At 68.2% G+C, this 14,733-nt stretch carries 15 protein-coding genes; 3 read left to right on the top strand and 12 right to left on the bottom strand.

From position 1 onward, the window contains the following. Positions 1-30: 30 nt before the first annotated feature. From yeiP to J5837_RS12050, 8 genes are all read right to left on the bottom strand, one after another. Complete coding sequence (gene yeiP, locus J5837_RS12015; protein ID WP_210536963.1) at positions 31-597, bottom strand: elongation factor P-like protein YeiP; 567 nt, start codon at positions 595-597, stop codon at positions 31-33. A gap of 119 nt (positions 598-716) precedes the next feature. After that, positions 717-1,487 carry an SDR family NAD(P)-dependent oxidoreductase gene (locus J5837_RS12020; protein ID WP_210536964.1) on the bottom strand — a complete coding sequence of 257 codons (771 nt, stop codon included), beginning with the start codon at positions 1,485-1,487 and terminating at the stop codon, positions 717-719. A gap of 97 nt (positions 1,488-1,584) precedes the next feature. Further along, the gene (locus J5837_RS12025) at positions 1,585-2,088 is read right to left on the bottom strand and encodes a GNAT family N-acetyltransferase (protein WP_210536965.1); all 504 of its coding nucleotides are present in this window, start codon (positions 2,086-2,088) and stop codon (positions 1,585-1,587) included. Further along, positions 2,081-4,642 carry a sensor domain-containing protein gene (locus J5837_RS12030; RefSeq protein WP_210536966.1) on the bottom strand — a complete coding sequence of 854 codons (2,562 nt, stop codon included), beginning with the start codon at positions 4,640-4,642 and terminating at the stop codon, positions 2,081-2,083. Before J5837_RS12030 ends, J5837_RS12025 begins: the two co-directional genes overlap by 8 nt. After that, complete coding sequence (locus J5837_RS12035) at positions 4,639-5,532, bottom strand: hydroxymethylglutaryl-CoA lyase (protein WP_210536967.1); 894 nt, start codon at positions 5,530-5,532, stop codon at positions 4,639-4,641. Before J5837_RS12035 ends, J5837_RS12030 begins: the two co-directional genes overlap by 4 nt. A 9-nt stretch (positions 5,533-5,541) precedes the next feature. Beyond that, positions 5,542-7,536 (bottom strand): ATP-binding protein, encoded by a 1,995-nt coding sequence (locus J5837_RS12040; RefSeq protein ID WP_210536968.1) that lies wholly within the window; start codon positions 7,534-7,536, stop codon positions 5,542-5,544. A gap of 18 nt (positions 7,537-7,554) precedes the next feature. Further along, the gene (locus tag J5837_RS12045) at positions 7,555-7,941 is read right to left on the bottom strand and encodes a VOC family protein (RefSeq protein ID WP_210536969.1); all 387 of its coding nucleotides are present in this window, start codon (positions 7,939-7,941) and stop codon (positions 7,555-7,557) included. A 3-nt stretch (positions 7,942-7,944) separates the two neighbouring features. Beyond that, a complete protein-coding gene (locus tag J5837_RS12050; RefSeq protein ID WP_210536970.1) occupies positions 7,945-8,733 on the bottom strand; it encodes an enoyl-CoA hydratase-related protein in 789 nt (262 codons plus the stop codon). Positions 8,734-8,856: 123 nt separating this feature from the next. Here J5837_RS12050 and J5837_RS12055 point away from each other — a divergent pair, with 123 nt between their 5' ends. The 3 genes from J5837_RS12055 to J5837_RS12065 are packed head-to-tail and all read left to right on the top strand — an operon-like array spanning position 8,857 to position 11,193. Then, positions 8,857-9,102 (top strand): FeoA family protein, encoded by a 246-nt coding sequence (locus tag J5837_RS12055; RefSeq protein ID WP_210536971.1) that lies wholly within the window; start codon positions 8,857-8,859, stop codon positions 9,100-9,102. Beyond that, positions 9,099-10,958: a ferrous iron transporter B gene (gene feoB / locus J5837_RS12060; protein ID WP_210536972.1), complete on the top strand. Its 1,860-nt coding sequence runs from the start codon at positions 9,099-9,101 to the stop codon at positions 10,956-10,958. The genes J5837_RS12055 and feoB overlap by 4 nt, the downstream gene beginning before the upstream one ends. 1 nt (position 10,959) lies before the next feature. Then, positions 10,960-11,193, top strand: a complete 234-nt coding sequence (locus J5837_RS12065; RefSeq protein WP_210536973.1) for a DUF6587 family protein — start codon at positions 10,960-10,962, stop codon at positions 11,191-11,193. Between the two features lie 170 nt (positions 11,194-11,363). Here the strand turns inward: J5837_RS12065 and J5837_RS12070 are convergent, their stop codons facing one another. The 4 genes from J5837_RS12070 to J5837_RS12085 all read right to left on the bottom strand — a co-directional run bounded on the left by J5837_RS12070 (position 11,364) and on the right by J5837_RS12085 (position 14,448). Continuing rightward, positions 11,364-11,732 carry a hypothetical protein gene (locus tag J5837_RS12070; RefSeq protein ID WP_210536974.1) on the bottom strand — a complete coding sequence of 123 codons (369 nt, stop codon included), beginning with the start codon at positions 11,730-11,732 and terminating at the stop codon, positions 11,364-11,366. Beyond that, positions 11,729-12,232, bottom strand: a complete 504-nt coding sequence (locus J5837_RS12075; RefSeq protein ID WP_210536975.1) for a bactofilin family protein — start codon at positions 12,230-12,232, stop codon at positions 11,729-11,731. The genes J5837_RS12070 and J5837_RS12075 overlap by 4 nt, the downstream gene beginning before the upstream one ends. A 136-nt stretch (positions 12,233-12,368) precedes the next feature. Next, positions 12,369-13,976 carry a carboxyl transferase domain-containing protein gene (locus J5837_RS12080; RefSeq protein WP_210536976.1) on the bottom strand — a complete coding sequence of 536 codons (1,608 nt, stop codon included), beginning with the start codon at positions 13,974-13,976 and terminating at the stop codon, positions 12,369-12,371. Positions 13,977-14,142: 166 nt separating this feature from the next. Then, complete coding sequence (locus tag J5837_RS12085) at positions 14,143-14,448, bottom strand: hypothetical protein (RefSeq protein ID WP_210536977.1); 306 nt, start codon at positions 14,446-14,448, stop codon at positions 14,143-14,145. Positions 14,449-14,733: the final 285 nt, after the last annotated feature.

A 14,733-nucleotide genomic window follows, 5' to 3' on the forward strand; every position in this document is an offset into this window, starting at 1 on the left:
ACGTGCCCACCCTACAACCTGCGTCGCGAATCAGTCCGCGCGACCGCCGAATTCGCCGGTATCGGTGTTCACCAGCACGCGTTCGCCGGTGACGATGTACTCGGGCACCATGATCTCGATGCCGGTGGACAGCTTGGCCGGCTTCGGGCGCTTGGTCGCCGTGCCGCCCTTCAGTTCCGGTGGGGTTTCGATCACCTCCAGCGCCACGTGCTGCGGCAGTTGCAGCGCCACCGGCTGTTCGTCGATGACCTGCACGTAGCAGCCGCTCAGGCCGTCGGTGATGTAGCCGGCGTCGTCGCCCAGGGTCTCGGCGGAGAGCGTGTAGGGGGTGTAGTCCTCGTCGTCGAGGAATACGAAGTCCTCGCCGTCCTTGTACGAGAACGTGGCCTGCCTGCGCAGCAGTTCCACTTCGGTCAGGCTGTCGTCGGCATCGAAGCTGGCATCCAGCTTGGTGCCGCCGGGCACGCTGTACATGATGAAGCGGAAGCGCACGTTGCCGCCGCGGCCCTGCGGGGAGCTGCGCTCGATGTCGCGGACCTGGTACACGCCGCCATTGTGCTCGACGACGTTGCCTTTCTTGATTTCGAAAGCTTTCATTTGGGGTTCGGTGTCTCTTGGGTTGTCGTCCCGAGCGCAGCGGGGGATCTGCTGTCGCCAGGGCGGATGGAGAAACAGGTCCCTTCCCCCGCTTGGCGAGGACCGGGACGACAGCGCAATTACTTCGGCGCCAGCCGCACCGCGCCGTCGAGGCGGATGGTTTCGCCGTTGAGGTAGCGGTTGCGCAGGATGAAGCCGACGGTTTCGGCGAATTCCTCGGGCTTGCCGAGGCGCGACGGGAACGGGATCGATGCGTTCAAAGATTGCTGCACGCTTTCGGGCATGCCGTCGACCATCGGCGTCCAGAAGATGCCGGGTGCTACGGTCATCACGCGGATGCCGAAGCGGGCCAGTTCGCGCGCCATCGGCAGGGTCATGCCGACCACGCCGCCCTTGCTGGCCGAATACGCGGCCTGGCCGATCTGGCCGTCGTACGCGGCGACGCTGGCGGTGTTGACGATCACGCCGCGCTCGCCGTCCTCGCCGGGCGCGTTGTGCTGCATCGCATCGGCGGCGGCCTTGGCCACGTTGAAGCTGCCGACCAGGTTGACCATCACCGTGGTCTGGAACGTGGACAGCGCCATCGGCGCTTCCTTGCCCAGCACACGGCCCGCGCCGAGGATGCCGGCGCAGTTGATCGCCGCGTTGAGGCCGCCGAGGAACTCCTTCGCGGCGGCGACATTGGCAGCTACGCCGGCTTCGTCGGTCACGTCGGTGCGGAAATAGCGCGCGTTGCCGGCGCCGAGTTCTTCGACCGCGGCCGGGCCCTTGTCGTCGTTGACATCGAACAGGGCGACCTTGCCGCCTTGGGAAACGAGGTGCCGGGCCACGGCCAGGCCGAGGCCGGAGACGCCGCCGGTGACGATGGCGAGGGTATCGGACGGTTGCATGCAGGGATCCGGGGAAAAGAAGCCGGCATTTTACCGGATGGGGTTTGTGGGAGCGGCCTTCGCTCCCACAGGGCTACCACAGTCCCTAGGACCGCCCCTACAGGTCGCGCAGATAGAAGCTGTTGCACCCGCCGTGGCCGGTGTCGCCCAGCGGCCCGCCGATGCGGCGGAAACCGCTGCGTTCGTACAAGCGCATCGCCGCGTCCATGCCGGTCAGGGTCTCGAGGTAGCAGCGGCGGAAACCGAAGCCGCGCGCGGCTTCGAGGCATCGGGCCATCATCGCGCTGCCTGCGCCCAGTCCGCGCGCCTCCGGCAGGAAATACATCTTGCGCAGTTCGCAGGTGTCGGCGTCGCCGCCGGTGAGCGGGGCCACGCCGCCGCCGCCGAGCACCTCGCCGCCGCGTTCGACCACGAAATAAGCGGAGCGCGGTTCGGCGTAGGCGCGGCTCATCCAGTCCACTTCGGGGTCGTTGATGGCGAAGCCGGAGCCACAGGCGCCGAATTCAGGCATGACCGTGCGGATGATGCGGGCCACGACCGCGTCGTCGCGCAGTGCGATCGGACGAATCGACCAGGGGGTGGAGGCGGGCGTTTCAGCCATTGGACAGCCGGTCGAGCGGGGTTTCTTCCCTCAGGCGGCGCGCGAAATCGTCGGGCGACAGGCCCGGCGCGAACAGGAAACCCTGGCCGATCGGCACGCCGAGGCCGAGCAGGAACTGGCGCTGCGCCTCCGACTCCACGCCTTCGGCGACCAGCCCCAGCCCCAGGCTGCGGGCGATGCCCGATACCGCTTGGCAGACCGCCACGTCCGAGCGGTTGTTCGGCACGCCCTCGGTGAACAACTGGCTCAGCTTGAGCCCGTGGATCGGCAGCCGGCGCAGGTAGTTCAATGCGCTGTAGCCTTCGCCGAAATCGTCGATGGTCAGTACCACGCCCAGTGCGCGCAGGTCGGCGAAGGTGCGCAGGGTCGAAGGTGCGTCCTCGATCAGCACGCGTTCGGTGAATTCCAGTTCCAGCGCCGAGCCGGGCAGGGAAAATTCGTCGAGCACCGCGCGCACGCGTTCGGCCAGTTCGTCGCCGACGAACTGGCGGTACGACACGTTGACCGCGACGCGCACGATGCCCAGGCCCTGGTCCTGCCACGCGCGCACCTGGCGGCACGCTTCGCGCAGCACCCATTGGCCGATGCGCACGATGTCGCCGGTGGTCTCGGCGTGGCTGATGAAAAGATCCGGGCGCAATTCGCCCAGCTGGTGGCTCTGCCAGCGGATCAGCGCTTCGGCGGCGACCACGCGGCCGAAGCGCAGGTCGACCTGCGGCTGGTAGACCAGGTGGAATTCGTCGTTGTCGACCGCGCGGCGCAATTGCGATTCGATCTGCAGGCGGTCCTGCTGGCGGCGCGCCAGTTCGGGGGTGAAGGCCTGCCAGCCGTTGCGGCCGCGGCGCTTGCTGTCGTACATGGCCAGGTCGGCGTTCTGGATCAGCGCCTGCGGACGGTCGCCGTCCTGCGGCGCGTGGGCGACGCCGATGCTGGCGGTGATGGCGAATTCGTCCTTGCCGAAGCGGAACGAATCGGCGAAGGCGCCGAGGATGCGTTCGGCCAGCCGCTCCGGTTGTTGCGGATCGCCGGTGGCATCGCAGGCGACCAGGAATTCGTCGCCGCCGAAACGCGCGATCAGTCCCTCGGTGCCGACCGCGTTGGCGATGCGCCGCGCGGCGCGCACCAGCAGCTCGTCGCCGGCGTTGTGGCCCAGCGCGTCGTTGACCGTCTTGAAGCGGTCCAGGTCGATGTACAGCACCGCGATCTGGGCCTGGGCCGGATCGGCCAGGCGCTCTTCCAGCGCGTCCAGCACCGCGTCGCGATTGAGCAGGCCGGTCAACGGATCGGTGCGCGCCAGCACGCGCAGGCTTTCCTCGTCGCGCTTGTCGGTGGTGATGTCCTGCACGGTGCCGGTCAGGTACGGCGAGGCGGTCTGCCGCGTTTCCAGCTCGCCGATGACCCGGACCCAGAACGGTTCGCCGTTGGCGCGCATGCCCTGCAGCTCCAGGTCGAATCCGCCGCCATCGGTCGCGCGCTGCAGCGCTTCGCGGAAGCGCGCGCGCTCGCCTTCGCGCAGGCAGGCCAGCACGTCGACCAGGCCTTCGGGTTTCTCGTGCGGGCCGAGGATGCGCAGCGCTTCGTCGGTCAGGAACACGCGGTCGCGGCCCAGGTCGATTTCCCAGCCGCCGATATGCGCCAGCGCCTGGGCGCGGTCGAACAGGGTGCTGTTGCGTTTCAGGTGGGTGACGTCGCTGAACAGGGTCAGCATCTGGTGCGGCTTCGATGCGCCCGGCGCGTATTGCGGCACCACCGTCGCGGAAATCCAGGTCAGCTGGCGGCGTCCGCGGTGATACATGCCCAGCAGGCTGCTTTCGACGATGCGGCCGCTGCGCATGCAGCGCACGCTGGGCAGTTCGTCGTAGGGCATCTGGCTGCCGTCTTCGCGCAGCGGGATCCAGTTCTCCAGACGCATGGCGTCTTCGAGCGATTCGCCGCTGCGCAGGCCGATCATGCGCAGGGCGGCCGAATTGGCGTACTGGAAGCTGCCGGACATGTCCTGGATCAGGATGCCCACATCGATCAGTTCCATCAGCTCGCGGTAGCGGGTTTCCGCCTCGCCGCGCTGGCTGAGGTCGCGGGCGACGGCGACGATGCTCTTGCGCCCCTCGAAATCGAAGTTGGCCGAATGCACCTCCACCGGGAAGCGGCTGCCGTCCGCGCGCATGTTGGTGACTTCGATGACGAAGGTCTCGCCGCGGTTCAGCGTTTCCCAGACCGGAGCCATGTGGTCGCGCGGCAGGTCGGGGTTGAGGAAATCGATGTTCCTGCCGACGATCTCCTCGCGCGGGCGCCGGTACGCGGCGATGCCCGCCTTGTTGAGGTCCAGCACGGTGCCGTCCTCGGAAAGGATGCTGACCGGGTCGGGCACCGCGTCGAACAGCGCACGGTAGCGCGAACGCGCCGCATCGGCGTCGATGGCCAGTGCGCGCAGTTCGATGGCGGCACGGGCGAGCAGGTCGCGGGTTTCGGCGGGCAGCACCGGATCGCGGCCGGCCGCTTCCAGTGCCGCCGCAAGGCCATCGCTGGGCAACGGCGGCGGCGTGTTCGCGTTCACGCGGCGGCCAGCGCCTTGGCGACCTTGCTGCCGGTTTCGCGGCCGAGCAAGCCGGCCAGCCAGCGCCCGGTTTCGCCGAGGCGCGGCAAGTCGATGCCGGTCTGCATGCCCATGCCGTGCAGCAGGTAAACCACATCCTCGGTGGCGACGTTGCCGCTGGCGCCCTTCGCATAAGGGCAGCCGCCGGTGCCGGAAACCGCGGCGTCGACCACGCGCACCCCCGCTTCGAGGCAGGCCAGGATGTTGGCCAGGGCCTGACCGTAGGTGTCGTGGAAATGCACTGCGAGAGCGGGCATTGGTACTTCGGCCGCGACGGCTTCCAGCATCGCCCGCGCCTTGTGCGGGGTGCCGACGCCGATGGTGTCGCCCAGCGAAATCTCGTAGCAGCCCAGTTCGTGCAAGCGACTGGCGACACGCACCACGTCGGTCACCGGGACTTCGCCCTGGTAGGGGCAGCCCAGTACCGTGGAGACGTAGCCGCGCACCTTGACCCCGTCGGCGGCGGCGCGCGCCAGCACGGGTCTGAAGCGTTCGATGGATTCGTCGATGCCGGCGTTGGTGTTCCTGCGGTTGAAGGCTTCCGAAGCGGCGGTGAACACCGCCACTTCCTCGGCGCCGACCGCGCGGGCGCGCTCGTAGCCTTGCTCGTTCGGCACCAGCACCGGATACGCGACACCCGGCTTGCGCGCGATGGCGGAGAACACTTCCGCGGCGTCGGCCAACTGCGGGATCCATTTCGGGCTGACAAAGCTGGTCGCCTCGATACTGCGCAGGCCCGTCTGCGACAGGCGGTCGATCAGTTCGATCTTGTCCGCGGTCGCGACCATGGCTTTTTCGTTCTGCAGCCCGTCCCGCGGGCCGACTTCGACGATGCGGACGAAATCGCTCATGCGCTCGCCTTACGGTTCCAGTGTCGCCAGCACGCGGTCGGCTTCGACGAACTCGCCGGGCTGCGCGCGGATTTCGGCGACCACGCCGCCGCGCGGCGCCTTGATCGCCAGCTCCATTTTCATGGCTTCCATGATCAGCAATTCCTGCCCCTGTTCGACCGCGTCGCCCGGCTTCGCCTTGACCAGCACCACGCGTCCCGGCATCGGGGCGTGGATGCGGCCGCCGCCCGCGGCGCCTTCGCTGGCCGCCGGCAGGTACATCGACACCGGTTCCCCGACCCAGCGTTGCACGCCATCATGCACCACGATGCGACCGGGTTGCCGGAAGGCGTGGAAGCGGCGTGCTTGTCCATCAAAACGCAGGCTCAGCGTGGTCCCGGCCAGATGTGCGCCTTCGATGGCGTAGGAATTGCCCGCATGCTCGATGCGGTATTGCCCCGCCGTGCCATGCGCCGCCAGTTCCAGCCGCTCGCCGCGATGCAGGAAGGCCAACGAGCGCAGGCCCGCGTGGCCAAGCCGCCAGCCGTCGGCGATGGCCCATGGCGAAGTCGGGTCGCCCGAGGCCGCGGCGGCGGCGCGCGCTTCGGCTTCCTGCGCGAGCAGGGTGGTGCAGGCGGCTGCCAGCAGCAAGGCAGGGTCGGCCTGCGCGGGGGCGAGGAATTCCTCGAGATGGCGGTCGAGATAACCGGTGTCGATGCGGCCCTCGACGATGGCCGGGTGCCGGGCCAGGCGTTCGAGGAATTCGATGTTCGATTTCGGCCCGACCAGGTCGCATTGGGCCAGCGCATCGCGCAGGCGGGCGAGGGCGCGCGGGCGGTCCTCGTCCCACACGATCAGCTTGGCGATCATCGGATCGTAGAAGATCGTCACCGTGTCGCCTTCGATCACCCCGGAATCGATGCGCACATGCGCATCTGGCGCTGGCAGGCGCAGGGTTTCCAGCTTGCCGGAGCCGGGCAGGAAGCCGGCGTCCGGGTCTTCGGCGTACAGCCGCACTTCGATGGCGTGGCCGCGCTGCGGTACGGCGGATTGCGCCAACGGCAGGGCTTCGCCGGCGGCAATGCGCAACTGCCATTCGACCAGGTCCAGCCCGGTGGTCAGTTCGGTGACCGGATGCTCGACCTGCAGGCGGGTGTTGATCTCCATGAAGAAGAACTCGCCGCTTGGCGCGACGATGAACTCCACGGTGCCCGCGTTGACGTAATCGATGGCCCGCGCGGCCTGCACCGCCCCTGCGCCCATCGCCGCGCGCAGTTCCGGGGTCAGGAACGGCGAGGGCGATTCCTCGAATACCTTCTGGTAGCGACGCTGCGCCGAGCACTCGCGTTCGTTGAGGTGGATGGCGTGGCCGTGCGCGTCGCCGAACACCTGGATTTCGATGTGGCGCGGCGATTCCACGTAGCGTTCCAGCAGCACGCGGTCGCGGCCGAAGGCGTTCTTCGCTTCGCGCTGGCAGCTTTCCAGCTGGGCGACGAATTCGCCGGCATCGCGCACGATGCGCATGCCCTTGCCGCCGCCGCCGTGCGCCGCCTTGATCATCAGCGGATATCCGATGCGGTCGGCCTCGCGCTGCAGCAGGTCGGGCGACTGGTCTTCGCCGGTGTAGCCGGGCACCACCGGCACGCCGGCCGCCGCCATCAGCTCCTTGGCACCGGCCTTGCTGCCCATCTTGCGCATCGACGCGCCCGACGGACCGATGAAGGCGAGGCCGGCCGCGGCCACGGCGTCGGCGAAGTCGGCGTTCTCGCTGAGGAAGCCGTAGCCGGGATGGATGCCCTGCGCGCCGGACTTCAACGCGACCTCGAGGATGGCGTCGCCGCGCAGGTAGCTTTCCGCTGGCGTGGGACCGCCGATCGGCCAGGCTTCGTCAGCTTGGCGCACGTGTTGTGCATCGGCGTCGGCGCTGGAGTACACGGCCACCGTGCGGATGCCGAGCTTGCGCGCGGTGCGGATCACCCGGCAGGCGATTTCGCCGCGGTTGGCGATGAGGATCTTGTCGAACATGAAGGCTCTTGGCAGGCGTTAACCGGGCAGGTGGCAGACCGCTTCGATGTTGTGCCCGTCCGGGTCCAGCACGAAGGCGCCGTAATAGTTCTCGTGGTAGTGCGGGCGCAGGCCCGGAGCACCGTTGTCGCGGCCGCCCGCGGCCAGCGCAGCGGCATGGAACGCATCGACCTTGGCGCGGCTGTCGGCGACGAAAGCGACGTGCGTGTGCAGGGATGGCCTGCCATCGTCGCCGAACCAGAAATACGGCTTGCCTTCGCTGCCGAAACCGGCGGTGCTGCCGTTGCCGGTCTGTTCGGGCGTGACCTCCATCACCAGGCCGATGCCCAGCGGAGCCAGCGACTGCGCGTAGAACGCCTTGGCGCGGGCGAAATCGGAAACGGGAATGCCGACATGGTCGAGCATGGCTTACTCCTTGGCGGTCCAGGCGGGTGGGCGCTTGTCGAGGAACGCCGCGAGACCCTCCTGGCCCTCGGGGGACACCCGCAGGCGGGCGATCAGCGCCGCGTTGTCGGCGTCGTGTTTCGCGCCATCGGCATGGGCAGCGACGTCGCGCACCAGCCGCTTCGCGGATGCGCTGGCGGTGGGTCCGGCTTTCAACAGCAGCGCGACCTGCTTTTGCATTGCGGCATCGAGCTGGTCGATCGGCACGACCTGGTGCAGCAGGCCGATGCGCAGCGCTTCGGCGGCGTCGAAAATCTCTGCCGTGGCGAAGTAGCGCCGCGCATTGCGCGTGCCGATCGCGGCGATCACATAGGGCGAGATCACCGCCGGCAGCAGGCCCAGCTTGCTCTCGGTCAGGCCGAACTTCGCTTCGGGCACGCCAATGGCGATGTCGCAGCAGGCGACCAGGCCGACACCGCCGCCGAAGGCCGCACCGTGCACGCGGGCGATGGTCGGTTTAGGCAATTCGTCCAGGGTGCGCATCAGCCGGGCCAGGGCCAGCGAATCGGCGCGGTTCTCGGCTTCGCTGGCCGCGGCCATGCCGCGCATCCAGTTCAGGTCGGCCCCGGCCGAAAACGATGCGCCAGCGCCTTCCAGCACCACCACGCGCACGTCCGGATCCGCGCCGGCTTCGGCCAAGGCGGCGGTCAACGTGGCGATCAGGCCCGCATCGAAGGCGTTGTGCAGTTCGGCACGGTCCAGGCGCAGGCGTCGCACCGGGCCATCGGCGAGGATTTGCAGCGACTCCGGCATCGATTTCCTCCTTGGTGGAGCTGAATGATAGGGCAGGGGTCGACCGCGCCGTGGCGCAACGCGGCAATCGCGCCGGTGCAGGCTCGGTGCTAGAATGAGAACAATTCCCATTTGAGTCTTGGCGTGACCCTCAACGAACTGCCACGGCGGCTCGCCGCCATCGTCGAAGCCGTCGAAGACCACGGCGCGAACGATCCCATCGCGCGGCGCCTGCGCGAACTGGGCTTTGTCGCCGGCGAACCGGTGCAGGTGGTCGCGCATGGACCGCTGGGAGCGGAGCCGATCCTGGTGCAGGTCGGCTTCACCCGTTTCGCCCTGCGCCACGCCGAGGCGAAGCGGGTCAGGCTGCGCAACGGGGATGCGTCATGAATGCCGCTGCCGTTCCGCTGCGACTGGCCCTGGTCGGCAACCCGAACTGCGGCAAGACCGCACTGTTCAACCAGCTGACCGGCAGCCGGCAGAAGGTCGCCAACTACGCCGGCGTCACCGTCGAGCGCAAGGAAGGTCGCCTGAGCGGCGCCAACGGTCGCCAGTACGCGGTGCTGGACCTGCCGGGCGCGTACAGCCTCAACGCCGCCAGCCTGGACGAAGCGGTGGCGCGCGACGTGATCCGCGGTTTCTATCCGGGCGAAACCGCCCCGGACGTGCTGGTCTGCGTGATGGACGCGACCAACCTGCGCCTGCACCTGCGCTTCGCGCTGGAGCTGCGTGAACTCGGCAAGCCGATGATCGTCGCGGTCAACATGATGGACGCGGCCCGCCAGCGCGGTATCGGCATCGACCTGGATGCATTGCAGCGCGAATTGGGCGTGCCAGTGGTCGAAACCGTCGCGGTGCGCCGCAACGGCGCGCGCGCGCTGCTGGAACGCATCGACCACGTCGCCGAACACCTGCCCGCACCCGCCGGCCGCATGGGCGAGGGCACGGACATCCATGCCGAAACCCGGCGCCTGCTCGCCCTTGCCGTGGACATGCCCACGCGCACCGCGAAGATCGACGACGCGCTGGATCGCTGGCTGCTGCATCCGGTGTTCGGCTTGCTGGCGCTGGCGGTGGTGATGTTCCTGATCTTCCAGGCCGTGTACGCCTGGGCGACGCCGCTGATGGACGGCATAGACGCGGGCACCGCATGGCTGGGCCAGACCGTCGGCGCGGCATTGCCGGAAGGCCCGCTCAACAGCCTGCTGGTCGATGGCGTCATCGCCGGCGTCGGCGGGGTCGTCGTGTTCCTGCCGCAAATCCTGATCCTGTTCGCCTTCATCCTCGCGCTGGAAGAAAGCGGTTACCTGCCGCGCGCTGCGTTCCTGCTCGACCGGATGATGGCAGCGGCCGGTCTGTCCGGACGTTCGTTCATCCCCTTGCTGTCCAGCTTCGCCTGCGCGATCCCCGGGATCATGGCCACGCGCAGCATCCAGGATCCGCGGGACCGCCTCGCCACGATCCTCGTCGCGCCGCTGATGACCTGTTCGGCGCGGCTGCCGGTGTACGCCTTGCTGATCGGAGCGTTCATTCCGCAGAAGACGGTGTGGGGCGTGTTCAACCAGCAGGGACTGGTGCTGTTCGGCCTGTACGCCGCCGGCATCGCCAGTGCGCTGGTCGTGTCGTGGGTGATGAAGAAGTGGCGGCGCGACAAGGGCGAGCATCCGCTGCTGCTGGAACTGCCCTCCTACCGCTTGCCGAACCTGCGCGACGTGATGATCGGCTTGTACGAACGCGCGATGATCTTCCTCAAGCGCGTCGGCGGCATCATCCTCGCACTGACCATCCTGCTGTGGTTCCTGCTGTCGTTCCCCGCCGCGCCCGCCGATGCCGTCGGCCCGGCCATCGACTACAGCTTCGCCGGCCGCATCGGCCATGCGATGACCGCGGTGTTCGCGCCGCTGGGCTTCAACTGGCAGATCTGCATCGCGCTGATCCCCGGCCTGGCCGCGCGAGAAGTCGCGGTGTCCTCGCTGGCCACGGTGTACGCGCTGTCGGCTGCCGACGACACGGCCGCCGCGCAGGCGCTGTCGCCGCTGATTTCACGGGGCTGGTCGCTCGCCACCGCGCTGTCGCTGCTGGTCTGGTACATCTACGCACCGATGTGCATCTCCACGCTGGCGACGATCAAGCGCGAAACCAACTCGTGGAAGAAGATGCTGGCCGCGATGGCCTACCTGTTCGCGCTGGCGTATTTCGCCTCGCTGCTGACCTACCAGGTCGCCAAGGCGCTGGGGGGCGGCTGACATGGCGCTGTGGTTTCAATACATCGTCATCGCCCTCGCCGTGCTGCTCAGCGCGTGGGTGGTGGCGAAAAAGCAGTTCCCCGGCCCGATGCGCAAGCTGCGCATCGCGCTCGCGCTGCCGCTGTTGCGCGAGGGCAAACCTGCCTGGCAGTACAGGCTCGGCCGCTGGATCGCGCCGGAAGCCGGCGTGATGGGAGATGCCTGCGGTGGATGCAACAGCTGCGGAAAATCCTGACGCAGGCGTAGCCGCGGCCTCCGTCGCCAGTCCGATCAGTCCGGTGTGGGAGCGACGCCCCAGTCGCGAACGCTTTCGCGTTGAATCCCGGTAATCGACTTGAAAAGCTCGCGACTGGCGTCGCTCCCACAGCGTGGGTTTGCGGCCAAGCGCAACGCATTGCGCCGCGCTCAGTGCTTGCGGAACCTGCCGCCCAGGTCGTCGCGCTGCACCACTTCGACGGCCAGCGAGAAGCTGCGCTGCTCGCCCGGTTGCAGCGCGCCGACGCCGACCACCTGGCGGGCGATTTCCTTGCCGGCGTCGTTGCGGACCACCACTACCACGGTGTATTCCCACGGCCCGCCGTCGGGTGGGTGCTGTACCGTGCCTTCGACCTGCAAAGGCGTGACTACCGGCGAGATGCGCCGCGATGCGGCGCTCTCGTCGAAGCGCAGGTGGTGCTTGCACGACGGGCAGACCGCCGCGGTCTCGAGGATCGTGACCTTGCAGTGCGGGCAGACCCGGGTGGCGCCTGCGCTGCCCGGGCGCGGCGTGCTCATGCGTCGCTGTCGTGGCTCGAACCGTTGCGCGCCGACGACTTGGCGTCGTCCCAACCGAAGTCGGCCTGGCCGCGCATGCGCGAGCCGGCGGCCACGGTCAGCGTGCCGGCCTTGACGTCGCCGATCAGCGCGCCCGAAGCGAGCAGCTCGACCTGGGTGGCCGATTCGATGTTGCCTTCCAGCTCGCCGGATATGGTGATCTTCTTCGCCTTCACGCTGCCGTTGACCTTGGCGCCACGCTCGATGGTCAGGTCGCCCTGTACGTTGACGTCGCCCTTGAACTTGCCGGCGATGCGTACGTGGCCGGCGCCTTCGATCTTGCCTTCGATGGTCAGGTCGGCCGAGATCAGGGATTCCTTGACGTCACGGACGGCGGCCGCGGCCGGCGCGGTGACGGTCGGGGTGAACTGGGCGGCCGCCGGGGCGTCGCGCAGCGGTTCCGGCGCGGGCGGCAGGGGGGCGTCCTTCTTGGCGTTGCTCTGGTCTTTCCACATGGACATCGGGGTTCTCCGGGCGAAAGGCCTCTGAATATCGCGCAACTCGCGACAACGCGAGGTGATGGATATCACCGAACTGCTTTTGCGGCAAGCACTTGTGGGGAATTCCTCATACAAAGCTGAATGAGGAAGCCGCCGCCTACATGCGGAACACCCCGAACTTCGCCGGCTCGATCGGCGCGTTGAGCGAAGCGGAAATCGCCAGCCCCAGCACGCGGCGGGTGTCGGCAGGATCGATGATGCCGTCGTCCCACAGCCGGGCCGTGGCGTAATAGGGATTGCCCTGGTCCTCGTACTGGGCGCGGATCGGCGCCTTGAAGGCCTCTTCCTCTTCGGTCGACCAGTGGCCGCCCTTGGCCTCGATGCCATCGCGCCGCACCGTGGCCAGCACGCTGGCGGCCTGTTCGCCACCCATCACGCTGATCCGCGCGTTCGGCCACATCCACAGGAAGCGCGCGCCGTAGGCGCGGCCGCACATCGCGTAGTTGCCGGCGCCGAAGCTGCCGCCGATCACCACGGTGAACTTCGGCACGCTGGAGCAGGCCACCGCGGTGACCATCTTCGCGCCGTCCTTGGCGATGCCCGCGTTCTCGTATTTCCTGCCGACCATGAAGCCGGTGATGTTCTGCAGGAACACCAGCGGGATCCCGCGCTGGTTGCACAGTTCGATGAAATGCGCGCCCTTCAGCGCGCTCTCCGAGAACAGGATGCCGTTGTTGGCGACGATGCCGACCGGATAACCATGGACGTGGGCGAAGCCGGTCACCAGGGTCTTGCCGTAGCGCGCCTTGAATTCGTCGAATTCCGAGCCGTCGACGATGCGCGCGATGACCTCGCGGATATCGAACGGGCGGCGGGTATCCTTCGGCACGATGCCGTACAGCTGTTCGGCGGGATACGCCGGTTCGCGCGCTTCGCGCACCGCCAGGGGCAGGCGTTTGGCGCGATTGAGGTTGCCGACCAGGTTGCGCGCGATCTGCAGCGCATGGCGGTCGTCCTCGGCGAAATGGTCGGCCACGCCCGAAACGCTGGTGTGCACGTCGGCGCCGCCGAGCGCTTCGGCGTCGACGACTTCGCCGGTGGCCGCCTTCACCAGCGGCGGGCCGCCGAGGAAGATCGTGCCCTGTTCCTTGACGATGATCGATTCGTCGCACATCGCCGGCACGTAGGCGCCGCCCGCGGTGCACGAACCCATCACCACGGCGATCTGCGGGATGTTCTCCGCGCTCAGTCGCGCCTGGTTGTAGAAAATGCGGCCGAAATGCTCGCGATCCGGGAAGACTTCGTCCTGCAGCGGCAGGAAGGCGCCGCCGGAGTCGACCAGATAGACGCACGGCAGGCGGTTTTCCTGGGCGACCTGCTGCGCGCGCAGGTGCTTCTTCACCGTCATCGGGAAGTAGGTGCCGCCCTTGACCGTGGCGTCGTTGGCGACGATCACCACCTCCTGCCCCTGCACGCGGCCGATGCCGGCAACCATGCCTGCGGCCGGGGCTGCGTCGTCGTACATGCCTTCGGCGGCGAGCGGCGCGATTTCCAGGAACGGCGAGCCGGGATCGAGCAGGGCGGCGATGCGTTCGCGCGCCAGCAGCTTGCCGCGCTCGGTGTGCTTCGCGCGCGCCTTTTCTCCGCCGCCGTCGGCCGCACGGGCCAGGCGCGCATCGAGCTCGGCGACCAGGGCGCGGTGGTATTCGACGTTGGCCGCGAAATCGGGCGAATGCGGATCGAGCTGCGAAGTCAGTGCGGGCATGCGGACATCGGTCTCATGGCGATTGCGGAAAGTAAAGCACGTGCCGGGAAGTATCGTTGCGCGCCGCAAAATCCGCGAGTGTCGGCCGGCGCCTTCGCGCGCAGCTCGCGCAAAAAACAAGGCCCGCTTGCGCGGGCCTTGTCCTGGAGCGAATGAAGACCGTCGATTACTTCTTGGCGGCTTCTTCGACCTTCGCGGCGCCATCCTTCACGGCGCCAGCGGCGTCGGCGGCGGCGTCCTTGGCGGCGTCGGTCGCGGTCGCGGCGGCGTCCTTGGCAGCGTCGGTCGCGGCAGCGGCGGCGTCGGTGGTCGCAGCAGCGGCGTCGGTCGCGGCGGCAGCGGCGGTGTCGGTCGCGGCGGCGGCGGTGTCAGCGGCGGCAGCGGCGTCCTGGGCGGCGCCTTCGGCGGTGTTCTTGCAAGCGGCCAGGGCGAAAACGCCGGCGGCCATCAGGACGAGGAGCTTGGTCTTCATCAGTGATCTCTCCGAAATGAGGGTGAGGCAGTTCAAAGGGGGAGGCGTAGATTCGGTTTGAGGCCTCGTCATTCCGTCCCATCAATCAAAAGGGCCGCCGGCGTTAGCCGGCGACCCTATTAATACTACCGTGCCAACGCGCAAGCGTCAGCCAGCGGCATTACTTCTTGGCTTCTTCAGCGGCCGGGGCAGCGGCAGCGTCGGCGGCCGGAGCAGCAGCGGCGTCGGCGGCCGGAGCGGCAGCAGCGTCGGCGGCCGGAGCGGCAGCGGCGTCGGCCGGGGCGG

Origin of the sequence: Pseudoxanthomonas helianthi, assembly GCF_017939625.1 — a bacterium.
Lineage (GTDB): Bacteria > Pseudomonadota > Gammaproteobacteria > Xanthomonadales > Xanthomonadaceae > Pseudoxanthomonas_A > Pseudoxanthomonas_A helianthi.